The organism is Phyllobacterium sp. LjRoot231 (genome assembly GCF_964253365.1).
GTDB lineage: Bacteria > Pseudomonadota > Alphaproteobacteria > Rhizobiales > Rhizobiaceae > Phyllobacterium.
This window is the reverse complement of sequence record NZ_CAXUQT020000001.1, coordinates 2,027,009-2,052,077: the sequence shown is the minus strand read 5'-3', so window position 1 is coordinate 2,052,077 and position 25,069 is coordinate 2,027,009. Positions and strand designations below refer to the sequence as shown.

Below are 25,069 nucleotides of genomic sequence, written 5' to 3'. Positions count from 1 at the left end.
AAAATTCATAATTTAATTCGTTGCCCGGCTGTGGCAAGCCTTTACGGCGCAATGGGAAACTCCGTTGATCATGTTCCGGTAGTTCCAGCCTGCGGATAAGCCATCCGCAGGGTTACGCAGATCGAGGCCAATCAATAGGTATCCACATCGACTACGGCTTGGGCAAAGTCCCGGGGTGCTTCCTGTGGCAGATTGTGGCCAACACCGCCCGTGATGGTCCGGTGCATGTATTTCCCCGAGAACTTGTTGCTGTAGGATTTGGGATCCGGGTGCGGGGCACCGTTGGCATCACCCTCCATCGTGATCGTGGGCACGGTGATCACCGGAGCTTTGGCGAGCCTTTTTTCCAGATCGTCATATTGCGGCTCACCCTCGGCCAGGCTTAGTCGCCAGCGATAATTATGGATCACGACCGCGACATGATCCGGGTTGTTGAAAGCTTCAGCGGATCGGTCAAACGTGGCATCGTCGAAGTTCCATTTCGGCGATGCGAGTTGCCAGATGAGCTTTGCAAAGTCGTGCCGGTTGTTTTCATAGCCTTGGCGGCCACGTTCGGTGGCAAAGTAGAACTGGTACCACCAGGCGAGCTCCGCCTTGGGCGGCAGCGGTTTCTTGTTCGCTTCCTGGCTGCCAATCAGATAGCCACTCACCGAGACCATCGCTTTGCAGCGCTCTGGCCAAAGCGCCGCCATGATATTCGCCGTGCGCGCGCCCCAGTCATAGCCAGCAACGATTGCCTTGGGTATCTTCAGCGCATCCATCAACGCAATGATATCGGCAGCGACCACGGATTGTTGGCCATTGCGGATAGTATCGCTCGAAAGGAACCGCGTGGTGCCGTAGCCGCGTAGATACGGGATGATCACCCGGTAGCCTGCGCCGGCAAGCAGGGGAGCGACGTCGGCGAAGCTGTAGATATCGTACGGCCAACCGTGCAGAAGAATGACTGGGGAGCCATCGGCGGGGCCCGCTTCTGCATAACCGATATTGAGAACGCCGGCGTCGATCTGCTTCAGGGGTCCGAAGGAGATGTTCGTCCCGGGCCTGATCGAGGGCAAGGCCGCGGCCTTCGTCTCTTTCGCCTGTGCGTTCGCAGCACCGATCATGCCGAGTTCAGTTGCAGCAATGGCTACCGCTGCAATACCGAGAAATCCGCGACGATGGTGGTTGATTTCTTCTGACATACCATTCCCTCTCAATTGAATTTCGATAGCCGGGATAGAACGTCCCTCATGTATCGGCCATGTGTCCCGATCCGTCCAAATTGCATGTTGATGTAACTTTCAGGTGTGCGGACACATTAGCTTACAAACAGCTCTGCCGGGAAAGATCGGGCTCTCGATCCACCATTCTCAGCCAATTTTTGGCGGATTCAGATAGATTGGCAATTCATTGGACAAGCTATTGGCTGCCAGTCTGCTCCAATTCGCATCCATAAACTTGCCTTGGACCTTTCAACGATTTGCACGGTCTTACAGAACTAAACTCGCATGCCAATCGACTTGGCGGGATACTCCTCCCGGTAAGCGGGGCGCGCCGCTTTGTATCGTAATGTACCGGTTCGGCTTTCTTACACAGTTCGTTTCAATTCCCGTCAATCCAGACACATGCGGGATACGTCTTTACCGCCTTATGCGGCGCAAATGGCTGGTCTTCAGTCATTGCGCCGCCCCGGCGCCACAACCACGCAAAGGGACCAATACGATGACCCAAGTCGAAAATGTGCTTTATACAGGCAAAACCCATACAACCGGCGGCCGGGACGGCGGCTCTGGCCGCAGCGATGACGGCCATCTTGACGTCAAGTTTTCGGCTCCCGGCAGCTCGGGCAGCGGTACCAATCCAGAGCAGATGTTCGCTGCCGGTTGGTCAGCATGTTTCATCGGAGCCATTGGGCTTGCAGCGCGCAAGATGAAGGTGACTATGCCGGCGGACACTGCCGTCGACGCCGAAGTGGACCTGTGCCAGGTTGATGGCGCTTACTTCCTCCAAGCTCGCCTCAACGTCAGCCTGCCCGGTTTGGAGCGCGAAGCCGCCCAGGCCCTGGTGGACGCTGCGCACCAGACGTGTCCGTATTCCAAAGCCACACGCGGCAATATCGACGTCGTCATCAACCTCGTCTAGGCCGCATCTATTGCAGATCTGACCTGCCCGCTTCGGATTGGGGTTCTGTCGTCTCGGACAAGATGGCGCGTCAGTCCCTGAGGGACTGCTCGGCATCCAAGTCAATATGCAGGCGACTGTGCCAGCCTAGCCGCCTTCCTTCTCCGCCATGATCAACAACTGCCGGGCGCTTTCCTCGTCAGTGATGAATACGGTCGGGCGGATGAGCTTCATGGCTCCATACAAGGCGTTGATCTTTTCCTTGCCGCCCGAAGTCAGCACCCGGACAGGCACGCGCTGAACGGTGTCGATGCCAACCGACATCACCAGATCATGGATCGGATGATCGACGAGGCGGCCCTGCTTATCATAGAAATGGAACAGGAGGTCGCCGACGGCGCCGCGTTCCGCCAGGGAAGACTGGTGACCCTCGTTGAGAAAACCGATGCGGTACGGCGTGCTCGATGCCGTTTCGATAGCGCCGACACTAAGCAGAACGAGATCGAGATCCTCGGCCATCTCAAATACGCTTTTCAAACCGCAGCGCTCGATCAACGCTGTTTTTGTTTCGATGCTATCCACCATGGCCGGCGCAGGAATGAGGTAACCGTCCCCCTGGAACAGTTGGGCAAACTGCCAGGCGAATTCCGCCGGGTTGAACCGGCGCGGCTGGCTGATGCCGCCGAGCAGCGAAATCACCGTGAAATCCTCGAGAGCCCGCGCCTCAAGATAGGACAGTGTGCTGAGAAGCGTCCGTCCCCAGCCAACACCGACCCGCATACCATTGCCAACGACCCCGGAGAGATAGTCGCCGGTCGCCGCGCTGATTGCCGGGATCGGATCGTTATCCGGGTGGGACAACGGCGCTATTATCACCTTGTCCAGGTTGAATTGCTGTTCAACCTGCCGTTCCAGTGCAATGAGATCCGACAAATAGCCCTGGATACCGATCTTGACCTCGTTGCGTGCCCGAGCTTCGGCCAGCATGCGCACGATCGTCACACGCCCGACACCAAGAATCTCGGCGATCTCGTTCTGCGTCATCTGCTCGATATAATACATCCAGGCGGCGCGCATGCGCATCCGGCTGATCTTGGTATCTGGCTGTCCCACATCCAACCCAGCCTTTTTGGTGTTGTTCGTCGTGCTGTTGGTTCGCTTGCGTCGGTCGCTCAATCGTCCCCCCCTTTGCTCGCTCCGTTCTCCCGCGGCGGCAAATGCCGCATCGATGACGGCGCGACTTACACACTACACCTCACGAGAATGTTGTTTAGCAAGCCAAGAAAAAAAGGTACAACGATTATCCACTTGCGCGCAGAGGTTTGCCACTATGATCCGGGACATTTCGAGCGAGATCGTCGTCAGTCTGAAGGACCGGTTGCGCGATGTGCGCCACCTGATCAGGGCAAGCCGACAGGATAGCAAGCCTGCCCCTCAGGACTTGCCAGATATTCTGTTTGGCAAGGCCGCCCGCGTTATGGACAAGGCTTTGACCGCTGCCGAGACAATCTCGATCTCTCTGGTTTCGCAAGATCCGGCTGCCCATTCGACGACCATCGAAGCGCGCAGCCTCGATGTCTATTTTCCTGCTGACACCAGCAAAGGCGAAGCGTTGTTCCGACGCGATGTCTATTACCTGACGAAACGCCTGTTGAACGTTTTGGGATCGCGCAATGCGCTCATCCACGAATCAACATTCGCATCCGTGCACGCCACAATGATTCGCCGCCACGCTAATTTGCTGTTAGCCGCAAAGAAAGATGGCGATCTGAACGACATCGCGGAAGCGTCTGCGAACCTCGCGACAGAGTTGCAATCGCAATACCAATCGGCGCATTTACCGCTGCCGGGCTATAGTGGGCAATTGCCGGACCGGGATACGCAGTATCTGTGCTTTTCCGCCATCGCGCTCGCGATCGGCCTTGCTAGCTACGCTGATAATGAACCGGGCGAGGAAAAACTCATCGAGAGCGCGCTCCTGGCGCTGCAGGCCCGCCAGGATAAGTTCGATCAAGCGTTCGAAACATCGGATAAGGTCAAAGCCCTGTCAGATCTTTTCGCCTTCTTAATTCCCCACCTGCCCTAAATCGAGAACGCATTTCTTGGCGCGCTGGATGGATGACGGACTCATGCTGAGTTCGGTCAGACCCATCTTGACGAATGCCGGAATGAGGTCGGCGCGACCGGCTGCCTCACCGCACATGCCCACCATGATGCCGGCCTCGACGCCGGCTTTTGCCGTCAGTTCGATCGCCGCCATCACGGCCGGATGCGTTACGTCGTTCAACTTTGCGACGGTCGGATTCAGCCGGTCCGCCGCCATGATATATTGCGTCAGATCATTGGTGCCGATGGAGAAGAATGCCACTTCCTTGGCGAGAGCTGGCGCTATCATCACGGCTGCTGGCGTCTCGACCATGACACCGAGATCGAAGTTCGAGTATTCCTTGCCCTCTGCCTTTAGTTCTGCCGCGCATTCGTCGATCAGCACTCGTGTTGCGCGGACTTCGCCAAGGTCGGAGACCATCGGCAGCATGACCTTGATGTTGCCGTGAACGGCGGCACGCAGCAGCGCGCGCAGTTGCGGTTTGAACACGTCCGGCCGGTCGAGGCACATGCGAATACCGCGCCAACCGAGGAAGGGATTTTCCTCGTCAGGAAAATCGACGCCGGAGATCGGTTTGTCGCCGCCGATATCCAGCGTGCGGACAATCACCGGATGGGGTGCAAAGGCTTTGGCAAGCGTTGCATAGGTTTCGGCCTGCAAATCTTCCGATGGCAGATGAATATGGCGCATAAACAGAAGCTCGGTGCGAAACAAGCCGACGCCCATGGCCCCCGCTTCCTGTGCCGCTTCAATTTCTTCCAGCGAGCCAAGATTGGCAGCAATCTCGATGACCGTGCCATCGGCGCGTTTGGGTACTATGTCCTTATATGCCTTCAGCGCCTGCTTTTCAGTTTCTGCCTTGCCGATTTGCTCATGGAAGCGATCAGCCGTCCTTTGATCAGGATCGGCGAAGACATCGCCACTATTACCGTCAAGCGCCACAGCCTTGACTTGCTGCAATTCGTGCACAGCACGGCCGAGCCCGAGAACAGCCGGAATACCGTGCGCGCGGGCAATGATCGCGACATGCGACGTAGCGCCACCATGGCCGCATATGACACCAGCAATATGCTTCAGGGGCGCGCGAGCCAGATCCCATGCGCCGATATCGTCGGCGATCAGAATTGCACCCGGTGGAATGGCATCGAGTTTGGCATCATCTTGCCCCAGCAGCGCAAGGCAGATCTGCCGCCCCACCGCGTTCACATCGTCAGCGCGGGCATTGAGGTAAGGATCATCCATCGACGCAAAATCGGCCGAAATCCTGGATGTGGCGCCAATGACGGCTGACACTGCATCGATCCCCTCCTTCACCAGCGCTTCCGCCGCGCTGGTCAATTCGTCGTCAGAAGCGATGTCCTTTAAAGCGGCGATGATACCGCGATCACTTTCTGCGAGGTCCGTCGCAGCCAGTGAGGTGTCCATGCGATACTGTACGGTGGCAAAAGCTCGTGTCAGCCGTGCCGTTTCGGCCGGGATTTCTTCTGCTGCGAGCAGGCGGTGTTCGTGCTTGATTTCTGCGGGGAAAAATCCGAATGCCGGTCCGATGGCAAAGCCTTCACTCGCGGCAACGCCGCGCAATTTGCCTGCATTCGACGTAATGGACGGCGTAGAAGGCGTTTGAGGCTTGACCGGTGCAGATTCGGCGGAGGACGCTTTTGCAGCGCCACCCTCTTCAGCTGTACCAGCATGCGGATTTTCGAGATAACCAATTAGCGCCTCGATGGCTTCAATCTCGTCGGCGCCGGTCGCACGGACGGTGACTTCCTCGTTCTCCTTAACACCAAGCAGCATCAATTTGACCGAGCTTTTGGCACTGACGGACCTATCCGCCTTGATCAGCTCGATATCCGATTCGAAACCCTTGGCGAGTTTGACAAATCGGGTGGCTGGCCGTGCATGCAATCCGTCATGCACCCGCACTATAGTCGAGCGTTCCATTTAGGTCTCTTTCGGTAGTTCATTCTGTTTCGGATCATTACCCGATGGTAATCATCGTTCCAACCTTCAACGCCGACACCAATTTGGCCGTATCGATTTCAGAGGCGCAAATCTCGCCCGGCCGTTCGACCTGTTCGGAACCGTTGAACGTAATGACCACATGCCCAATATCTTTGACCTTCTGCCAGGCATAATCGCCGATACCGGTGATGCTGGCAGACACATCACCGATGCGGATTGCCGATCCTACCGGAGGCGTTGCGTCGGAAGGCTTGCCCTCCACGGCATGCAGGATCGAAACTTCCGCAAGTTCAGGCGGCGCGCCATCCGCAAACAGGATGACGACGCCTCCCTCAGCAAGATCCGCCACCTCAGGCCCGACGGCTGTTACCCGTGTTTTCAATAGGACTGACATAATGGCGAACCTCTTTTCTTTTCGTTGAACTCAAAATACGATCAGACTGACAACCCAGGCGATCAGCACCGAGACCGGTCCCATGATCTGGCGGCTGATCAACACCGCCGGAACACCGATCTCGATGGTCTTGGGCTTGGCTTCACCGAGGGCCAGGCCCACCGGGACGAAGTCACAACCTACCTGTGTATTATAGGCAAACAGAGCAGGGAGGGCCATTGCCGGCGAGATCGTGCCATTGGCAATCTGCGGACCGATAATCGCGACACCAATGACCTGCGCGATAACCGCACCAGGTCCCAGGATCGGCGACAGGAACGGCAGGCCGCAGATGGCCGAGATGATCAGCAAACCGACAATGTTGTTGGCAAGCGGCCCCATGGGCTGGGCCAGCACATCACCGATCCCGGTATAAAGGATAAAGCCGATGAGCATGGTAACGAACGCCATGAACGGCAGAACGTTACGCACGACCTGGTCGATGGTACGGCGACCGGCATTGAAGAAAATGCCCACCACACGGCCCATAGCACGCCCAATTGTGCTGATGAAGCCTATCAACCCACCCTCACCTGCATCAGAAGATGCCTGCGTGCGACTCGCCATGGAGGCCGCTAATTCCGCCGGTGTCGGATCTGACCTTGTTCCGGCGACAACTGCGGGCTGTGATCCGTCGGCGAGCTCGATATTGCCCTCCTTGACGCCGGAAACATAGATGTCCTCGGTGATGAACTGAGCAAGGGGACCCGCCTGACCGACGGGCGTCAGATTGACAGTCGGGATACGCTTGCGCGGATAGACACCGCAACGCGCCGTACCGCCGCAATCGACGACGACGACGCCCATTTCACCTTCGACCGGCGGTGCCTTGAAGCCGTCTACTGCCTCCCCGCCAGTGAGTTCGGCAATGCGGCGTGCAACGGGATGGATGCCACCACCGGTGACGGATACAACCTTGTTGCGCTGAGGCGTCAACTGGATGACGAGCGGGCCGCCCCAACCGTTGGAGCCCCTGGAGATTTTGACCGGTTTGTATGTCTTTGACATTTTACTGTTCCCCACCCTTAAATTAAAGCTCGATGCCCTGACGGCGCGCCATAATGGCAGTGATGCGCTCAGTCAGCATGCCCTTGAGCAGGATGACGACCAGACCAACAAGCGCATACCAGATCGCGACATTGATGTGATAACCGGTGGGAACAGCACCCTTCTTCTCCAATTCGAGAAGCGCGACGAGAATACCACCCCAAACGAAATATTCGCCGGGATTGATGTGTGGAAAAAGGCCGAGCGGCGGATGTACGTAGGAGACTGCAGCATCATAGAAGGCTGGCTTGTACTTTTCTTCGAGGAACGAACCGAATGTGTAAGCCATCGGGTTGGTCAGGAAGAATACCGAAAGCACGGGGAGAACCGTGTAGCGCGTCAGCGCAATGCGCCCTGCACCTCGTGCGATACCATGCACACGCTCTTCGCCGACAAGCTCGGTCAAAGCGTAGAATGCGGTCATCAGCACGACAAGCGTTGGGATGATGCCCGTAACGAAACCGGCGAAAACCTCGCCACCCTTCTGGAAGATACCGATAAAATATTTACCCGCGCTGGTCAGCCAGCCGAGTTGCTCTTCCTGCTGGACGTTCTTCAGCTTATTTTTGAATTCCTCGACGGAAATATCGCCCGTCGACTGAGCGAGCACCACGAGATCATTGCCCGCATGAGTTATGGCCTGTTTGCCATGAAGCGCAGCATCCGAAACCATCGATCCGGCCACCGAAATATGGTGTGCGGCGATGTCGGCATGTTGTGCCAACATTGTTAGAATTGACATGTTCCCTCCTCCTTATCGACCGTCTTCCAAAACGGTCGTCCCTATGCGTTGACTGCCTTAATCCCGACTAGACCCGGCTGCTTCGGCTCTGCCCTGGCCTTGTCTATCTGTTCAATTGCCCGCTCCACCGCCTTGGCGATATTCGGCTCTTCCACACCCGTCATCACCGGATCGGTGCGCAATGCACTGAGGGAGATGCCCTCGAATTCCGTGCGCCGCTTGAATTTTGCAAAGACCGATCGGCCGCTCATCACGAGGAAACGTTGAACCACAAGGTCCGGCGTAACGAGAATGAGAACGATCACGCCTTTGCCAAAACGGCCGCGAACATTGCCCGCGCCAACAAATCCGTCATTATATTTGGAAGTGATGCCCTTCATCACATCGCTGTAGTGGCGCATCTGGTACCAGACGCCCAGTGATTGCAGCGCCCACAAAAATCCAAGGGCCAGCAATCCCCATTGCCACATTGCCATGTCTTCAACCTCCCAACGCCCGATCGCAAACATATGCTATGATCGAACGAAAAAATATAGAACATTTGTTTTTCGCAATGTCAATATGTATGATTTCCAAGGCCATTAAAACTTGGCTTGTGCTGCATCACAGCGTATGACGTGATACAATGAATTTGAAGGTGAGAAGGCATGGATTTTCTGTTCAGAGACGAATTGGTCCACATGCCGGATTTAAGGCACCGGCTACGCCAACTGCGTTGGTTTCGCATGGCTTTTCGCAAGAATGCTGCGCTGATTGCGGAGCATTATGGCTATCGCTTTACCATCGATGAAACCAGGCTGACGCGGGCTTTCCTCAACTGGGTCGAGACGGTCGAGCAGCAGAAATCCTACGCGCAGGTCGATCGTAAGGATTTCATTATCTTTGCCGCGGGCCTTGTGCTGAAGGAACTGATCACCGAAGCACCGGCAAAGGTGCGAAGCCAGCCGAAACAGAGCGATTCGCAGCTAACAGAAATGCAGAATATTATCGCATTCTGGCCTGAGGGTTTCTTGTATACCAATTACTGCGTTGGGGCGATCGCCGCGATCTGCGAACAGGAATTCGGCACGGCACCACAGATCGACAAATGCGCGGATGATCTGCGCACATGGTGGTCGTATCGCGAGAACGTTGGTGAAATGCCGGACTATGCCATCGCATTTCTCGACAAGTTCCTCGGTGCCGAGCCCAACTGGATCATGCCCAACCTGGCTTCCGCCCGCAGCGCCATCCAGCGGGCGATGGTTTCCTCGAAGTCAGGTAACGCTACGCTACCGACCGGCTGACTTCGCGCAGGATTCGGATAATCTTTTCCCGCTGTTCGAGCTGCGGCATATGCCCGGTCCCGGCAAAGAAATGCACAGCAATCTCGCCCGGCAGCCCGGCTGCATGCGCTGCCGGGATAACGCGATCGGCCGCTCCGAAAATAACACGAACAGGAATGGTCAGATTGGCCAGGCTCTGCCTGATATCGATGACCTGCGTTCCATCGGCGAAGAAGCGGTCGACAACCAGTTGTTGTGCGTCACGCAGTGCCACGTCCTGCGATTGCGCCAACGTGGCGTTGACAAATGGCTTGGTCAGCAGACTTTCTTCCTGAACCAGCTGCTTCATCCAGGCGACGAGGCTCGGCTCAGTTCGTGCGCGGATAAAACCCGAAAGAAATGCACCATTGATTTCCGGACCGAGCCCGGCCGGTGCGATCAAGACCAGCGCGCGAATGTCGAGATGACTGCGGGCAGCCACTTCCGTTGCGACCGCGCCGCCAAAGGAGTGCGCGACCAATATGATTGGCCCGGAATGATAAGCCGCAACTGTTTGTTCTACCTGGCTGGCGATCGCATGGAGATCATCCGGAATAGTGTGCGTCGAAGCGCCATGGCCTGGCAGATCGATAGCAAGGATCGGATTGTCCAGTGTTCCACCGCCAAGCATTGGCCTCCAGCTATTGAGATCGGCGCCAAAGCCGTGGATCAGAACAAGCGGCGCAAGTTCTGAATTCTTGCCTTCACGCAACCACGTCGCGTAAAGCGGGGCGTCGGCTTGAACGGCCGGCGAGCGAACCTGCACAACTGGCTTAGACTTGGAAACCCCGGCTTCGACGTCTTTCTTCTGGATACGTCCCTTTGGTCCGGACCCTGAAACGGATGACAAATCAATACCGGCTTCCTTGGCGATGCGTCGTGCAAGGGGCGTTGCGCGGACACCATTGGTTTCTCCAGCGGCAGGAGCCTGCTCTGCCGATTTGACCTCAACCGGTTGGGCCACTGACTTCGCTTGGTCGGCGGCAGCTGCCGTTTCCGTTTCGGCCTTGGCCGGCGCGGTTTCACCATATGCCTCGCCCTCGGCATAAATCCACGCCACCGCCTGCCCGACAGGCACAGTCGCGCCTTCCTGTGCCTTCACGTCGCGCAGGATACCAGACGATGGCGCATCCACTTCCATGGCGGCCTTGTCTGTTTCGATTTCGAAGAGCACCTGGCCCTTCGTGACCGTATCTCCGTCCTTGGCGTACCAGCGCGAAATCTGGCCGCTCTCCATATCCATATCGACCTTGGGCAGGATCACTTCGACGGGCATGGCTTAACGGATCCCTTTAACGAGATCGCGGGCGCTCTTCAGAATTCCCGGCACTTGCGGCACGGTAGCTTTCTCGAGCTCCGGATTATAAGGGATCGGCGTCTCTGCACCGCCAAGGCGCACGATCGGCGCATCGAGATAATCGAAAGCCTCGCTTTCGGCGATCATCGCGCTGACTTCCGCACCGATTCCGAGGGTTTTGACGCCTTCGTAGACGCACATCAACTTCGATGTTTTCTTGACGCTGGCGATGATCGTGTCCTTGTCCATCGGGCGCACTGTGCGGAGGTCGACCACCTCGACATTGATGCCTTCTTTTTCAAGCTCGCGCGCCGCTTCCAGTGCCTTGTGCACCATGATTGCAGACGCAACGATGGTCAGGTCTGTGCCTTCCCGTACCACCGCCGCCTTGCCGATCGGCACCGTGTAGTGGCCCTCAGGAACTGGGCCCTTCATCTTGTAGAGCAGCTTGTGCTCGAAGATCATCACCGGATCCGGGTCTTCGATAGCGGCGAGCAACATGCCTTTGGCATCGTAAGGGGTCGAAGGCTGGATCACTTTCAGGCCGGGAACATGACCAAACCAGGCTTCCAGGCTTTGGCTATGCTGTGCAGCGGCGCCTGTACCGGAGCCCGCAGGAAAGCGCATCACCAGCGGCACCGAGACGGCGCCGCCAAGCATGTAACGGATTTTGGCCGCCTGGTTGACGATCTGCTCCATCGCCAGTGCTGCAAAATCCGAAAACTGGAATTCGAAGATCGGGCGCATGCCGGTCAAAGCCGCGCCGACTGCCACGCCTGCACCGCCAAGCTCGGAAATCGGCGTATCCATCACCCGGTCTTCGCCAAAACGATGCACCAGATCACCGGTGACCTGAAAGGCGCCGCCATAGACGCCAATGTCTTCACCCATCAGGAACACGCGGTCATCCGCCTCCATGGCAATGGCCATGGCTTCCTGGATCGCTTGCGAATAGCTCAGTTCGCGGATTATCTCGTTCATGTATTTTTTCAGTCCGTATAAACGTCGCGTGTCAGATTATCGAGGGTGGGCGATGGGCTGTTCTTCGCGAATTCAATTGCCTCGGCGATTTCCTTCTCTGCGTCCGCACGAATAGCCTCAATGTCAGCGTCGCTGACGAAACCAAACTCCTTGAGCTGATCTTCGAACAGATGAATGGGATCGCGATTGGTGATCCAGTCCTCGATTTCTTCCTTGGTGCGATAGCGATTGCGGTCGCTCTTGGAATGTCCACGATGGCGATAGGTCTTGCACTCGATGAGTGTCGGTCCCTCGCCCCGGCGCGCCCGTTCCACCGCATCGTGCGAGGCCTGGGCGACGTCGGAGAGATTGTTACCGTCAACGATAACGCCCGGCATATTATAGGCGCCAGCCCGATCGGCGACATTCGCCACGGCCGTTGATCGCTTGGTTGAAGTAGACATGCCATAGCCATTGTTCTCGCAGACGAAAACCACTGGCAGCTTCCAGACAGAGGCCATGTTGAGTGCTTCGTGAAAGGCACCCTCATTGTTGGCGCCATCGCCGAAATAGGAGATGACGACCTTGCCATTCTTCTGCTTCTTGGCTGAAAGAGCCGCACCGACAGCGATTGGAATGCCACCACCGACAATGCCATTGGCGCCGAGATTGCCCTTGGAGACGTCGGCAATATGCATAGAGCCGCCGCGGCCCTTGCAGTAACCGGTTTCCTTGCCGAAAAACTCGGCGAACATTTTCGAGACTTCCGCACCCTTGGCGATGCAGTGACCGTGACCGCGATGCGTCGAGGTGATCATGTCATCTTCGGCGAGCGGCATGGAAATGCCAACCGCGCTCGCTTCCTGGCCGATGGAAAGGTGCATCGTGCCGTGGATAAGGCCGCGCGTGTAGGATTCCTCAGCGCCCTCTTCGAAGCGGCGGATCAGATACATCTTGCGCAGGGCTTCCTTCAGCTGTTCTGGAGGGTAATGCCGGAACGCGAACGGAAGATTGCTGCCATCGTCTTGTCGCTTGGCACTTGAACTTCTGACGGATGCCATATCGGCACTCCTTGTCTGGTTGTCTAAAGATGCTTCCGAGGCTCACGCCCCATAAACCAGCTTGTCCTGGCGGGCGCGGAGTTCGACGATCTTGGAACCGGGAACGGGGGCGGCATTGGCGCTGGTGATGAGCTCACCCTTTTTGATCGGCCCTGTGACGCTGCCGCCCTGCAACAGGCCGCAGGGGATGGCACCGGCGGAGCGCGCTTCCGCCGCCGTCATGATCCAGGCGTGGTAGCAATATTCGCCGATGGCATCGAGCCTGTCGCCAGGCTGCAAATCCTTCTTGGCCACGGCACAGACTTCCGCCACCGGCTTGGAAAGCGGCACCATGTCGGCCTTGCCGTAGAGCACGACGCGGGCACAGGTCAGCGGCACCTCCAGCGAGGTCAGATGATAGGGGCGATGGAAGGTGAAATACGGACCCTTGCCCATCTTCAGATCTTCCATGCGCTCCGAAATGCGCGGATGCGACATGTCGGCGACGACGAAGACCCCCGGTGCCACGCCCTTGCCGATCGAATAGTCGACGACACCGACCCTTGAGAGCACGCCGCCGTCCTTTTCCGGCACAAGCACCTTGGACAATTGGTCGAGCGTTGCCGCCGGGCCATGCATGCCGGGCTTGTCGGGGACGAGGCCGGTGGCATTGGCGATCGCCGCCATCTCCACCATGGTCTTCGAGCCGTCGACGAACTCGACCAGCATGCGCACATTCATGTGGCGGCGTTTGGCCTCTTCCTCGTAATCATCGGGAATGGCATCGATGTTGAGCGGGTTGTTCTTGCCCTTGCCGGCGGCAACGATCGGATGGCCCATGGCCGAGACGAACTCGATCAGTTCCATGCAGGACGAGGGTTCATCGCCCGCCCCCAGCGAATAGGTGACGCCGAGCCGGTCGGCCTCGCTCTTCAGATAGGCGCCGATGGTCACGTCCGCCTCGACATTCATCATGACGAGGTGCTTGCCGTGTTCCATGGCCCTCAAGCCGATCTCGGCACCGACGGCCGGCACCCCGGTCGCATCGATGACCACATCGATCAGCTCGTTCTCGAGGATCAAATTGGCATCATGGGTAACGGCGATCTTGCCCGCCTCCATCGCCGCCGTCAGCGCCGAGGCGTTCGACACCTCGCGCGAATGACCCTGCTCCTGATAGGCGATATCGACCGCCTTCAAGGCATTCGGCAGGTTCAGTTCGGAAATCGCCCCGATCTCGATGCCGGGCATATGCGCCACGCGGGTGACAATGTCGGTGCCCATCTCGCCCGAACCGATCAGGCCGATGCGGATCGGACGACCCGTCTCCGCCCGCGCCTGCATGTCCCGCGCCAATCCCGTCAATGCAACATTCGTAGCCATCAATGCCTCCCTGTGCCAGCCTCTGATTGGGAGTCCGAAGCCGTTCAATTACAATCATCGAATATTGAACATTTGTATTTTAGTCAAGACCTATGTGCATTATAAGGATAGTAACAAGGCCGCGTAAAAGCCCTTCAAGCGTCTGAGAAAGAGGATGGAAATGCCGCAGAACCGATTTGATCTGGTGATTTTCGATTGCGATGGCGTACTTGTGGATAGTGAGCCACTGGCAGCGCTCGCCTATCACAATGTCTACGCCAATCAGGGAATGTCGCTTCCGGAAGGAACGATCGCCCAATGCGTCGGAATGAAGCAATCTGACATCATCAAGCGAATCGAAGAGCTGACGGGCCACCAGCTTCCTGACAAAGCTGAAGGCGGGATATGGCAAGAAACCAGGCGTGTGTTCAGTGAGTCACTTCAGCCGACATCCGGAATCCAAGAACTCCTTGAAAAACTGAACACATCACGTTGCGTTGCGTCATCTTCTTCGCTGGAACGCATCCATTTCAGCCTCGAGACCACAAATCTCGCGGGTTATTTCGGTGATGCGATCTACAGTTCCTCCATGGTCAGACATGGCAAGCCCGCACCTGACCTGTTCCTCCACGCTGCACGCGAGATGAAGGCCGATCCAAAGGGCTGCGTCGTTATCGAGGACTCGCCGTTCGGCGTGGAGGGCGCTGTCGCCGCCGGCATGATCGCTATCGGCTACACAGGCGGCGGTCATACCTATGGCTCACATGCGCAAACGCTGCTCGATAAAGGTGCCGTCGCAGTGTTCGCCGACTGGAAGGAAATCGGCTATTGGATGCACACCGCAAACGATCAACCAGTCTAATCGCCGAATCGATGCCCTTCCCGCTCTGGATCGCGAGCGATTTCGTCCTCCTCTTTATCATCAGGCAAGGCGTCATCGCTGTTCTGATAGGTGTTATCGTCGTCGTCTTCTGACAGGTCACCTGCATCCTCCGACGCTGCATGCCGCTCGCCGCGAATTGCCAACTCGTCGTCGACAGGCATTTCCTCCGCACTGACATCAGTCCAATCCCGTTTCTTCATCGATATCCCTGCCGGACCTTCGCGCCGCTTGGTCTTTTCACGGCTGTTCTTTGTTCTTTCGCTGATCATGATTCTGTTCCTTCTTTCATGAAGGAAACGCGCATGAAGGCATTTGGATGCACAAAGCGGGGCGCCGCCAAAAGTTTTGCCTTTCGCCCTAATCCACCCATAATCACCTGCGACGCAGCAGCTTCATCTTATTCGGGGAGATATCCATGACATCGAAATTTCTGAGCCTGGCATTTGCGACAACCGCAATGATGGCAGTGCCTTTCGCGGCTCTTGCCGACGAAGCACCGCGTCCGCGCATTGTTGTTACTGGCGAGGGCGAAGCGGCTGCCGCGCCGGACATGGCCATTATTTCAATGGTCGTGCTGCAGGAAAAGCCGACCGCGCGAGAAGCACTGACGGCCAACAATGAAGCCATGGCCAAGGTTCTTGATGCAATGAAAAAGGCGGGCATCGCCGAACGCGACCTGCAGACATCGGGCTTCAGCATCGATCCGCGTTATGTCTATCCAGATAACAACAACAATACTCAACCGCCCCAAGCTCCGAAGATCGTCGGCTACGCTGTCTCGAATTCGCTGACAGTTCGCGTGCGTGATCTGAAGAAAGTCGGCGAGATCCTCGACCAGTCCGTGACGCTTGGCGTCAACCAGGGCGGCAATCTGACTTTCACCAACGACAAGCCCGATGCCATTCTGGAGGAAGCACGCAAGAAGGCCGTAGCCAGTGCTATTGCGAAAGCAAAGACCTTGACCGAAGCAGCAGGCGTCGGCCTCGGCAAGGTCATCGAAATCAGCGAGCAATCATTCAATCCGAGTCCCATGCCAATGGGCCGTGCGAAGATGATGGCGGCCGCACCTGCGGACTCAGTTCCGGTTGCCGCCGGCGAAAACACCTACAACGTGAATGTGAACGTCACGTTCGAATTGAAGAATTGATCACATCGATCTGTAGACATGAAAAAGGGTGCCGAGCGGCACCCTTTTTGTTTGCTGTCAGATGCCTTAGCGAATGATCGGGCAGCCCGGAGCACGGGCAAATACAACGGCAGTGCGTAGACCACGCTTCCATCCGGAAACACGAACGACGTTGCGGTTAGCGACAATTCGTGGGTTACGGATACCCATGCGGCTGGCTTTGCTGGCGGCTTGGCCCGGTGTGCAAGCTGCTGGCCGGTATGGCGGGCGATAATGACCGTAGCGATAGTCGACCTGAACGAGCGGCGCAGATGCAGTGCCAAGCTCTACTACCCCCGAAGAAGCGGCGATCGGCGCCGCGAACGAGGTGTTCGCGCCCAGGATTGCACCGATGCTGATCGCAGCACCAACTGCCAGCAACTTGAGTGAAAGACTAGCCATATAAGCACTCTCCTGTTTGAATTGTCCGGGAATTGGGGGAGAGCGTTTCAGACATTCTGAAAACCGGACAGGCGCCCTTTGTCCCACAGACGATCTGAACAAATCCTCAATGCATTGTTCACCCGCGGTTCAGTTCGAAACCGCTCAGGATGGCAATTCAGCCTGCATCATATGGTCAAAATAATCTTCGTCACTCGCGAGTTCATGGTCAAAAGCGGTCACCCTGCCCCGAACCGAAATACCGGCCTCGTGCACGGTTTCTGCGCTGCCCGATATGAGAGGGTGCCACCAATAAAGATCCTTGCCCTCATCGATCAGACGGTAACCGCACGTCTCAGGCAACCAATCGACCGTCCGGACAATTTCAGGCGTCAGGAAAACGCAATCCGGCACCTTCTTCTTGCGATGCGTATAGTCTGAACACTGGCATGTTTCCGCGTCCAGCAAGGTGCAAGCCACTGTTGTGAAATAGATTTCTTCGGTGTCTTCGTCTTCCAGCTTGTGCAGGCAGCAGCGGCCGCAACCATCGCAAAGACTCTCCCATTCGGAGCGGTTCAGCTCGTCCAGAGTCTTGGTTTTCCAGAACGGTTCTTTCGGCATGCGCTCAAATACATCGCGCGCGCCGCGGCGTCCATATTTTAAACATGAACGCTGGATGAACAGCGTCTTCACTTGAGATACAGCCTGCCCCTGCAATCCTTCGTTTATTGCTAACCGGGATCGCAACAGACAATCGGTTGCCACAAAGCGGGAACAGGTTGCGATCACAAACATTTGACGTGTTTCAAACAATAAGGAACGCGAGACAGGGATGAACATGAAACGGACAGCACTCTTTTTTGCATCGACGGCGATTCTCTTTTCTTCACCATCGGCAATGGCCGAACAGGCCCCTCTCAACCGGCCCTTTATCTCCTCGAACACGAATGTGCCTTCGCAAATGCTGGCGCAGGCGGAAGAAGCCGCGCCGCAGGCTGATCCTGCTGTCGAGGAGTTGAAAAAACACAAGCACGGTCAACAGGCGGAAGAAGCAAAGAAACGCGCCGACGACGAAGCAGATGCCGCGGCGAAGGAGCAGCGCAAGGCTGAGGAGCAGGCGAAACATCAGGCCGATCAGGCCGCCAAGGCTGCCGAAAAGGAAACTGAACAGAAGGCCGAGGAAGCCAAGCGCGCTGCAAATGCCGAAGCCGACAAAGCCGCCAAGCAACAAAAAGCGATAGAAGAAGAAGCAAAACAGAAGGCTGCAGAAGAAGCCAAAGCTGCAAAGGCTGCGGAAAAGGAAGCGGCGCAGGAGGCAGAAAAAGCCAAGCGTGCCACCGAAGCGGAAGCCAACAACGCAGCGAAACAGCAGAAGGCCATAGAAGAAGAAGCGCGTAAGAAGGCAGCCGCGGAGTCCGATGCCGCAAAAGCCACCGAGAAGGAAACCGCAAAGGAAGCGGAAAAGGCCAAGAAGGCGACTGAACAGGAAGCCAACAAGGCTGCTGAAGCGCAAAAGGCTGCAGAAGAGGAAGCGCGCAAGAAGACTGACAACGCCCAGAAGGCGGCGGACAAACAAACGGACAAAGCCGCAGAGGACGCAAAGAAGGCAACTGAAAAGGCTGCCAAGGAAACGCCGATCGCTCCTGCACCCGAAGCGCCAGCTACCGCTGAAAAGCCCGCCCAGGAAACGCCAAGAACAACTTCTGAGCAGTCGACCGGCGAAAAGCCGGCTGTCCCCACCAAGCAGGCAAAGCCCGTCGACCCCGCAACCGGTAAACCCGTGCAACAGGAAGCATCGCCTCTGCCGGAAAACGCCGCGCCGGTTCTCGACAGCGCCAAGCCAGCCCCTGCTGGTGAAGGCAAGGATCGCGGCAAAGGCAAGGGTGATAAAAGCGGTCAGACCGCGGAAACACCTGCTGATCAAAAGCCCGTTGCTCAGCAGCCGGCCGTTGCGCCCGCAGCGCCGCCAAAGACCGATGCCGATGTTCAACAGGAGCTTACGCCCGTCAAGATCGAACCGGTGCTTACTGAAAAAGGCACACGCACTAAAGAGCCTCGGCCTGATGAACGTCCAAGCGACGTGCAGGTCATAAAGAAGTTCGGCGATCGAACCGTTGTCAATGTGGACAATAACATCTACGTCGAAAGCTCCGATCGTCCGCGCATGTCACGCAACTCCAAGGAAGTTTATTACGAAGATCTGCCGCGCAGTCGCACCCGTGAAACCATCGTTCGCGACAATGGCGTGCAGATCGTCACGATCCGCAACCGCTACGGCGATGTGATTCAGCGCTCGCGCGTCATGCCGGATGGACGCGAGGTTGTGCTGACATACACGCCCGACTATGACCGGGAAGAGCGTATGGCATGGCGTGACCCGGGTGATGATTTGCCGCCACTCGAGCTTAACATTCCGGTCCGCGATTATATTATGGATGCCGAAGAAGCGCCTGAGGAAGATGTCTACGCCTTCTTTGAGCAGCCGCCTGTGGAACGCGTCGAACGCATCTATTCGATCGACGAAGTCAAGCGCTCGGCCCGCATCCGCGACAAGGTTCGCCGCGTCGACCTCGATACGATCACCTTCCCGTTCGGTTCTGCGGATATCGGCGAGGACCAGATCAGCCACATTGAAAGCGTTGCAAAGGCCATGGCGCAAATCCTGAAGAAGAACCCTGCAGAAACCTTCCTGATCGAGGGTCACACAGATGCCGTGGGCTCGGATCAGGCCAATCTCGTTCTGTCGGACAAACGCGCCGAATCGGTGGCGCAGGCGCTGACCAACGTGTTCGACATTCCGCCGGAAAACATGGCAACCCAGGGCTACGGTGAGCGCTATCTGAAGATCAAATCGGATGGCCCGGAACAGCAGAACCGCCGTGTTGCCATTCGCCGCATCACGCCACTGGTTGCCCCGCTGGCCAGCAACTGACGCCAGCACAACTAGCAGGAAAACCCGGGCCTCGGTCCGGGTTTTTTATGATTATTGCTTGAGTTCAGCTCGGTCATTGCTATCTGATGGCTTAAGCCCGATTTTTCACAACCGGACCCCACTTCATGAAACGCATTGAAATCTTTATCGAAAACATCATTCTCGCCTCGCGCTGGCTTCTCGTAGTCTTCTATCTCGGCCTAGCTGTCGCCCTCGCGATCTACGCCTTTTCCTTCGCGGGAAAGCTCATCGACTTCGTCGCCAAGGTCACCGTTCTCGACGAGACGGATACGATTCTTAAAATGCTTGGTCTGATCGATGCGGCGCTGGTCGCCGGCCTCGTCGTTATGGTGATTATCTCGGGTTATGAAAACTTCGTCAGCCGCTTCGACGAAGCTGAAGAAGTGCATTGGCTCGGCACGATCGACGCGGGATCGCTCAAGATCAAGGTCGCATCGACAATCGTCGCTATATCTTCGATCCACCTGTTGCAGGTGTTCCTGAACTTGACACAGTTCAGTACCGAACAGCTGACATGGTTCACGGTGATTCACCTTGCCTTCGTTTTCTCGGCGCTGTTCCTCGCCTATATCGACAAGCTTATGGTCAAGGAAAAGATCGGCAAGAAGGCCGATGAACCATCGCTATGATCGAAATGGATCAACAAAAAGCCCGGCACTTGGCCGGGCTTTTTGTTTGATGGGCCATCCGAAAGATCAGCTGTCGAGGAACGAACGCAGTTTGCGCGACCGGCTCGGATGCTTGAGCTTGCGCAGTGCCTTGGCTTCGATCTGACGGATACGTTCGCGTGTCACCGAGAACTGCTGGCCAACTTCTTCCAGCGTGTGATCGGTGTTCATGCCGATGCCAAAACGCATGCGCAGCACGCGTTCCTCACGCGGCGTTAGCGAAGCCAGAACCCGCGTTGTCGTATCGCGCAAATTGGCCTGAATGGCAGCGTCGATCGGCAACAGAGCATTCTTGTCTTCGATGAAATCGCCAAGATGCGAATCTTCCTCGTCGCCAACCGGCGTTTCGAGCGAGATCGGTTCCTTGGCAATCTTCAGGACCTTGCGCACTTTTTCAAGCGGCATGGCCAGCTTTTCAGCGAGTTCTTCCGGTGTCGGTTCACGGCCGATTTCATGCAGCATCTGGCGCGACGTCCGAACGATCTTGTTGATCGTTTCGATCATGTGCACCGGAATACGGATGGTACGCGCCTGATCGGCGATCGAACGGGTGATCGCCTGACGAATCCACCAGGTCGCATAGGTCGAGAACTTGTAACCGCGGCGGTATTCGAACTTGTCGACCGCCTTCATGAGGCCGATATTACCCTCCTGGATCAGATCGAGGAACTGCAGACCGCGGTTGGTGTATTTCTTGGCGATGGAAATAACGAGACGCAGGTTTGCCTCAACCATTTCCTTCTTGGCCAGCGCAGCTTCGCGTTCGCCCTTCTGCACCTGGTTGACGATGCGGCGGAATTCCGAAATCGAAATGGCGGTTTCCTGCGCCATGTTCTGGATTTCCGTACGCAGATTCTTGATCGTGTCTTTCTCGTTCTTGGTGAACTCTTTCCAGCCACGGGTCGTGAGGTTCGAAACGGCTTTCAGCCAGTTCGGATCAAGCTCGTTGCCCTGATATTCCTTGAGGAAGTCCTCGCGGCGCACACCGTAAGATTCTGCCAGACGCAGCAGACGGCCTTCGTTCTGAACAAGACGCTTGTTGATGTCATAGAGCTGGGCGACCAGCGCTTCGATACGGTTCTGGTTCAGCGAAAGCGACTTCACCGCCTTGATCAACTGATCCTTGAGCTCCTTGTAGCGGCGCTCCTGGCTCGGCGACAGCGAGCCCGAGGCAGCGAGGCGGTTTTCCACCTGCTGGTCCTGCAACTTGCGCAGCTTCTTGTAGGTATCGGCAATGACGTCGAGAGTTTCCATGACCTGCGGACGCAATTCGGCTTCCATCGCGGCAAGCGACAGATTGGCCTCATCATCCTCGTCGTCATCTTCCTCGACCGGCGTATCACCGCCGACATTGGTGATGTCGTCATCGTCACGGCGGCTGCGCAAACGATCATTGGCCGCGGCGGGCTTTTCTTCCTCGACGCGTTCGATCACCGGGGCCTGCTTGGCTTCGGGACCCGCATAGGTGGTCTCAAGATCGATGATCTCACGCAGCAGGATCTTCGATTCGTTCAGATCCTCGCGCCAGATGATGATCGCCTGGAAGGTCAGCGGGCTTTCGCATAGGCCGGAGATCATGGTCTCGCGGCCAGCCTCGATGCGCTTGGCAATGGCGATTTCGCCTTCGCGCGACAACAGTTCGACCGTGCCCATCTCACGCAGATACATGCGGACGGGATCGTCGGTGCGATCAGTCGGTTCTTTCTTGCTGGTTGTCGGCGCTACAGCGGTGCCTGTCGACTCCGCGAGTTCACGGGCGTCGCTTTCCTCGTCAGCGCTGTTGTCCGTTTCTTCAGCGTCAGCGTCCTGCTCGTCATCTTCGACAACGTTGATGCCCATGTCACTGAGCATGGCCATGGTGTCTTCGATCTGTTCGGAAGTGACCTCTTCGGATGGCAGAACTGCATTGAGCTCGTCCATCGTCACATAGCCGCGTTTTTTCGCGAGCTTGATCATCTTCTTGACAGCGTCATCGGAAAGGTCGAGAAGCGGACCGTCCGGCGCGCCTTCGCGCTCGACTTCTACTTCCTCGTTTTCCTTTGCCTTCGTTGCCATATTCTATATCTCCAAGCGGTGTTCGCTTTGTTCCTGATGGGCGCTTTGTTCATGCATGAAAACAACGAGCGCGGCGGCGCACCGGTTCCCCTACATCATCAAGGTATAAATGATCGACTAGCCGAAATCCTGTTAATGGCGGATTAACCTTGTTATTCCGTCACGCTGCATATCTGCCGAATTTGCCGGTTTTTTTGCTTTACCGGCAAACGTCAACGAAATATCTTTAATTCGCGCACTCTGATTCCGTCATTATTGACCCACGTCAACCCCGACTCAACTGATTCGCGGAAAAAAAGCGAATCAATTCGGTCAAAACCCCTTGCCCGATCGCCCTGACGGTATTCCGAACCCTTCGATCAGCGCTTCAGTTGCCTGCGCATTGCGAATATCGTTCTGAATATCGAGGAGCCGGTTAAGGTTTTCATCGGTGGCTTCGCTCGCCAAGGCGGTTTCAGCTACTTTCAGCTCTTTATGTAGTGTGCTTGCGCGCTGATGCAAGTGAATCGCCTGCTTTAGCGCCTCCAAAGCGTCTTCTTCTGCTGCTTCCGCCGTCGCGGTCCACATGCGCGCACGCCGCGTCAATGCTTCCAGCGCTTCAATCAATGCACCATGGTTGGTATCGACCATTGCCTTGCGCATCTCGGTGCCGTTGGCGACATGGTGCTCGGCCATCGCGTTGAGCATGGCTGTATGAAACCGCTTCAGATCGGGATGGCTAAATTCAAGCCGCACCACCGTTTCGAAATCCTCCTCGATCAAACGCGGATGATTGAACAATGTCATCAGGATAGCGGTCTCGCGCAGCGGCGGCGCAGCCGATGTGGTCTTGACCAGAACCGAACGCGCCAGACTGTCAGAAACCGCAAGACGGCCATTGGCTGAGCCCCTGCCCCGCTGCCCGTAACCATTCTGCTGGCCGAAACCGTTCTGGTTGTTACCGCGTGGGTTGTTGTTGCTGCGCTGGTTCGAACCGAAGAACTGCTGGATACGGTCGCGCACATCCTGCGCATAGTGGCGGCGCACATTCTCATCGCCAATCAGCCCCGTCATCTGTTTCAGCCGTGCTTCGAGTTCGGCGCGCCGCTCCGGTGTATCGAAGACGCCGCCAGCCGTCTCGCGCGCCCAGAGCATATCGGCAAGCGGCCGTGCATCATCGAGCACAGCCTGGAAAGCCTGCGGGCCGGAACTCTTGACGAGATCGTCAGGGTCCTTGCCTTCCGGCAGCACAGCAAACCGCAAGGAGAAGCCGGGTTTCAACACGGGCAAGGCCAGATCGATCGCACGATGCGCCGCTTTGATCCCCGCATTATCACCATCAAAACAAAGCACGGGCTCCGGCGACATGCGCCAGAGGAGATCGAGCTGATCTTCCGTCAATGCAGTCCCGAGCGGCGCAACGGCCTGGGTGAAGCCCGCCTGAGCCAGAGCGATGACGTCCATATAGCCTTCGACGGCAATCACAGCCTTTGCCGGCTGGCCGGCCTGCGGTTGCGCTGCCTTTCTGGCGCGCAAGGCATTGAAAAGGATCTTGCCCTTGTGGAAAAGCTCTGTTTCGTTGGAATTCATATATTTTGCGATAGCGTTCGGCGCCAGCGCCCGCCCGCCGAAAGCAATGATCCGGCCACGCAGATCCTCGATCGGAAACATGATGCGATCGCGAAACCTGTCGAACGATACCGGCTTGTCATCGCCATAGACCACAAGCCCGCAGGCCTCGATCTGCTCTTTGGTGGCATTCTTCGACGCCAGATGTTCCTTGAGTGCGTTGCGGCTCTCGGGCGCGTAGCCCAGACGATACGAATGCTGTGTCGCAGCGCTCAGGCCCCGGTCGCGCAGATAGGCACGGGCCTTGGCTCCGCCAGCTGCCTGCAACTGCTCTTCGAAAAACTTGGTCGCCATCTCCATGACGTCGTAAAGCGTGGCGCGCTTGGCCTCGCGTATTTCCATTTCGGCGTCGCGCGCAGGCATCGGCACGCCGGCCATATCGGCAACGCGCTGCACGGCCTCGGGAAAACTCAACCCTTCGAGCTCGGTCAAAAAGCGGAAATGATCGCCGGTAACGCCGCAGCCGAAACAATGATAGCGGCCCTTGCGGTCCTCGCAGTGGAAACTCGGCGACTTTTCGCCATGAAACGGGCAGCAAGCCCAGAAGTCGCCTTTAGGCGCGTTGGTTTTTTTCCGGTCGAACGAGACACGCGTTCCGATCACGCTGGAGATCGGTACACGCTCCCTGATCTCATCGAGAAAGGACGGCGGAAATCGCATGCGGCTGGCCCTTCGCTCTTTTAAATTGACGCTTCGGAAAGTCGGTTTTGATAGCCTGGAACTCTATCTATCAGGCTTGAACCATATTGCATTAAATAAGAACACGACGGAAGTCCGACAAGCACGTCATCCCCTGTTCATCGCGTCGAATGGCTCCTCGACGGACTCTGATCTTTTACAAAGCCGGCAAATAATCGATTGGCAGATTCAAAACTATCATAAAATTGTTGCAATATGCCAAAAGCGACACATTTTTTCTTAGCCGGAACATATTTTTTTCCCTTTTTGATTGATATGTTATCTTAATAAATCGCAACTAAAATCGTGTAGTTGCATTAC

General features: G+C 56.7%; 23 protein-coding genes. 7 read left to right on the top strand and 16 right to left on the bottom strand.

Annotated features, from left to right (window positions below; translation table 11 throughout):
- Positions 1-131 precede the first annotated feature (131 nt).
- Positions 132-1,184 carry an alpha/beta fold hydrolase gene (locus ACSQ3H_RS10070; RefSeq protein WP_436116929.1) on the bottom strand — a complete coding sequence of 351 codons (1,053 nt, stop codon included), beginning with the start codon at positions 1,182-1,184 and terminating at the stop codon, positions 132-134.
- A gap of 520 nt (positions 1,185-1,704) precedes the next feature.
- On the opposite strand from ACSQ3H_RS10070, the gene ACSQ3H_RS10065 reads away from it, so the two are divergent.
- The gene (locus ACSQ3H_RS10065; protein WP_436116928.1) at positions 1,705-2,124 is read left to right on the top strand and encodes an organic hydroperoxide resistance protein; all 420 of its coding nucleotides are present in this window, start codon (positions 1,705-1,707) and stop codon (positions 2,122-2,124) included.
- A gap of 126 nt (positions 2,125-2,250) precedes the next feature.
- On the opposite strand, the gene ACSQ3H_RS10060 is transcribed toward ACSQ3H_RS10065, so the two are convergent.
- A complete protein-coding gene (locus ACSQ3H_RS10060) occupies positions 2,251-3,186 on the bottom strand; it encodes a sugar-binding transcriptional regulator (RefSeq protein WP_436116927.1) in 936 nt (311 codons plus the stop codon).
- On the opposite strand from ACSQ3H_RS10060, the gene ACSQ3H_RS10055 reads away from it, so the two are divergent.
- Positions 3,179-4,189, top strand: coding sequence for a hypothetical protein (locus tag ACSQ3H_RS10055; RefSeq protein ID WP_436116926.1), 1,011 nt, complete (start codon positions 3,179-3,181; stop codon positions 4,187-4,189). The two genes, ACSQ3H_RS10060 and ACSQ3H_RS10055, sit on opposite strands and share 8 nt — an antisense overlap.
- On the opposite strand, the gene ptsP is transcribed toward ACSQ3H_RS10055, so the two are convergent.
- The 5 genes from ptsP to ACSQ3H_RS10030 are packed head-to-tail and all read right to left on the bottom strand — an operon-like array spanning position 4,169 to position 8,870.
- Positions 4,169-6,151 carry a phosphoenolpyruvate--protein phosphotransferase gene (gene ptsP / locus ACSQ3H_RS10050; protein WP_436116925.1) on the bottom strand — a complete coding sequence of 661 codons (1,983 nt, stop codon included), beginning with the start codon at positions 6,149-6,151 and terminating at the stop codon, positions 4,169-4,171. The two genes, ACSQ3H_RS10055 and ptsP, sit on opposite strands and share 21 nt — an antisense overlap.
- A gap of 37 nt (positions 6,152-6,188) precedes the next feature.
- Positions 6,189-6,566: a PTS glucitol/sorbitol transporter subunit IIA gene (locus ACSQ3H_RS10045; protein WP_436116924.1), complete on the bottom strand. Its 378-nt coding sequence runs from the start codon at positions 6,564-6,566 to the stop codon at positions 6,189-6,191.
- A gap of 30 nt (positions 6,567-6,596) precedes the next feature.
- Positions 6,597-7,613 (bottom strand): PTS glucitol/sorbitol transporter subunit IIB, encoded by a 1,017-nt coding sequence (srlE, locus tag ACSQ3H_RS10040; protein WP_436116923.1) that lies wholly within the window; start codon positions 7,611-7,613, stop codon positions 6,597-6,599.
- A 22-nt stretch (positions 7,614-7,635) separates the two neighbouring features.
- Positions 7,636-8,394 (bottom strand): PTS glucitol/sorbitol transporter subunit IIC, encoded by a 759-nt coding sequence (gene srlA, locus ACSQ3H_RS10035; RefSeq protein ID WP_340655502.1) that lies wholly within the window; start codon positions 8,392-8,394, stop codon positions 7,636-7,638.
- A gap of 41 nt (positions 8,395-8,435) precedes the next feature.
- Positions 8,436-8,870 (bottom strand): transcriptional regulator GutM, encoded by a 435-nt coding sequence (locus tag ACSQ3H_RS10030; RefSeq protein WP_436116922.1) that lies wholly within the window; start codon positions 8,868-8,870, stop codon positions 8,436-8,438.
- Between the two features lie 171 nt (positions 8,871-9,041).
- Here ACSQ3H_RS10030 and ACSQ3H_RS10025 point away from each other — a divergent pair, with 171 nt between their 5' ends.
- On the top strand, positions 9,042-9,680 hold the full coding sequence (locus tag ACSQ3H_RS10025) for a hypothetical protein (RefSeq protein ID WP_436116921.1): 639 nt from the start codon (positions 9,042-9,044) through the stop codon (positions 9,678-9,680).
- Here the strand turns inward: ACSQ3H_RS10025 and ACSQ3H_RS10020 are convergent.
- The 4 genes from ACSQ3H_RS10020 to ACSQ3H_RS10005 are packed head-to-tail and all read right to left on the bottom strand — an operon-like array spanning position 9,661 to position 14,378.
- Positions 9,661-10,974, bottom strand: coding sequence for an acetoin dehydrogenase dihydrolipoyllysine-residue acetyltransferase subunit (locus ACSQ3H_RS10020; protein WP_436116920.1), 1,314 nt, complete (start codon positions 10,972-10,974; stop codon positions 9,661-9,663). The genes ACSQ3H_RS10025 and ACSQ3H_RS10020 overlap by 20 nt on opposite strands.
- Positions 10,975-10,977: 3 nt before the next feature.
- Positions 10,978-11,976, bottom strand: coding sequence for an alpha-ketoacid dehydrogenase subunit beta (locus ACSQ3H_RS10015; protein ID WP_436116919.1), 999 nt, complete (start codon positions 11,974-11,976; stop codon positions 10,978-10,980).
- Between the two features lie 8 nt (positions 11,977-11,984).
- Complete coding sequence (gene pdhA / locus ACSQ3H_RS10010; protein WP_436116918.1) at positions 11,985-13,016, bottom strand: pyruvate dehydrogenase (acetyl-transferring) E1 component subunit alpha; 1,032 nt, start codon at positions 13,014-13,016, stop codon at positions 11,985-11,987.
- 42 nt (positions 13,017-13,058) lie between these two features.
- Positions 13,059-14,378, bottom strand: a complete 1,320-nt coding sequence (locus ACSQ3H_RS10005; RefSeq protein ID WP_436116917.1) for an NAD(P)H-dependent oxidoreductase — start codon at positions 14,376-14,378, stop codon at positions 13,059-13,061.
- Between the two features lie 160 nt (positions 14,379-14,538).
- Here ACSQ3H_RS10005 and ACSQ3H_RS10000 point away from each other — a divergent pair, with 160 nt between their 5' ends.
- The gene (locus ACSQ3H_RS10000) at positions 14,539-15,219 is read left to right on the top strand and encodes an HAD family hydrolase (protein WP_436116916.1); all 681 of its coding nucleotides are present in this window, start codon (positions 14,539-14,541) and stop codon (positions 15,217-15,219) included.
- On the opposite strand, the gene ACSQ3H_RS09995 is transcribed toward ACSQ3H_RS10000, so the two are convergent.
- A complete protein-coding gene (locus ACSQ3H_RS09995) occupies positions 15,216-15,509 on the bottom strand; it encodes a hypothetical protein (RefSeq protein WP_436116915.1) in 294 nt (97 codons plus the stop codon). The two genes, ACSQ3H_RS10000 and ACSQ3H_RS09995, sit on opposite strands and share 4 nt — an antisense overlap.
- Before the next feature lie 146 nt (positions 15,510-15,655).
- On the opposite strand from ACSQ3H_RS09995, the gene ACSQ3H_RS09990 reads away from it, so the two are divergent.
- The gene (locus tag ACSQ3H_RS09990) at positions 15,656-16,387 is read left to right on the top strand and encodes an SIMPL domain-containing protein (RefSeq protein WP_436116914.1); all 732 of its coding nucleotides are present in this window, start codon (positions 15,656-15,658) and stop codon (positions 16,385-16,387) included.
- 66 nt (positions 16,388-16,453) lie between these two features.
- On the opposite strand, the gene ACSQ3H_RS09985 is transcribed toward ACSQ3H_RS09990, so the two are convergent.
- Both ACSQ3H_RS09985 and ACSQ3H_RS09980 read right to left on the bottom strand, forming a co-directional pair.
- Positions 16,454-16,807, bottom strand: a complete 354-nt coding sequence (locus ACSQ3H_RS09985; RefSeq protein WP_436116913.1) for an antifreeze protein — start codon at positions 16,805-16,807, stop codon at positions 16,454-16,456.
- Positions 16,808-16,951: 144 nt separating this feature from the next.
- Positions 16,952-17,407, bottom strand: a complete 456-nt coding sequence (locus tag ACSQ3H_RS09980; RefSeq protein WP_436119403.1) for a YcgN family cysteine cluster protein — start codon at positions 17,405-17,407, stop codon at positions 16,952-16,954.
- Between the two features lie 217 nt (positions 17,408-17,624).
- Here ACSQ3H_RS09980 and ACSQ3H_RS09975 point away from each other — a divergent pair, with 217 nt between their 5' ends.
- Together ACSQ3H_RS09975 and ACSQ3H_RS09970 are read left to right on the top strand one after the other, a co-directional pair.
- Positions 17,625-19,718 (top strand): OmpA family protein, encoded by a 2,094-nt coding sequence (locus ACSQ3H_RS09975; RefSeq protein WP_436116912.1) that lies wholly within the window; start codon positions 17,625-17,627, stop codon positions 19,716-19,718.
- A gap of 125 nt (positions 19,719-19,843) precedes the next feature.
- Positions 19,844-20,368 carry a TIGR00645 family protein gene (locus ACSQ3H_RS09970; RefSeq protein ID WP_436116911.1) on the top strand — a complete coding sequence of 175 codons (525 nt, stop codon included), beginning with the start codon at positions 19,844-19,846 and terminating at the stop codon, positions 20,366-20,368.
- A 66-nt stretch (positions 20,369-20,434) separates the two neighbouring features.
- Here the strand turns inward: ACSQ3H_RS09970 and rpoD are convergent, their stop codons facing one another.
- Together rpoD and dnaG are read right to left on the bottom strand one after the other, a co-directional pair.
- Complete coding sequence (gene rpoD / locus ACSQ3H_RS09965) at positions 20,435-22,462, bottom strand: RNA polymerase sigma factor RpoD (protein ID WP_436116910.1); 2,028 nt, start codon at positions 22,460-22,462, stop codon at positions 20,435-20,437.
- Between the two features lie 312 nt (positions 22,463-22,774).
- Entirely contained in the window at positions 22,775-24,730 is a 1,956-nt protein-coding gene (dnaG, locus tag ACSQ3H_RS09960; RefSeq protein WP_436116909.1) for a DNA primase, read from the bottom strand.
- Positions 24,731-25,069: the final 339 nt, after the last annotated feature.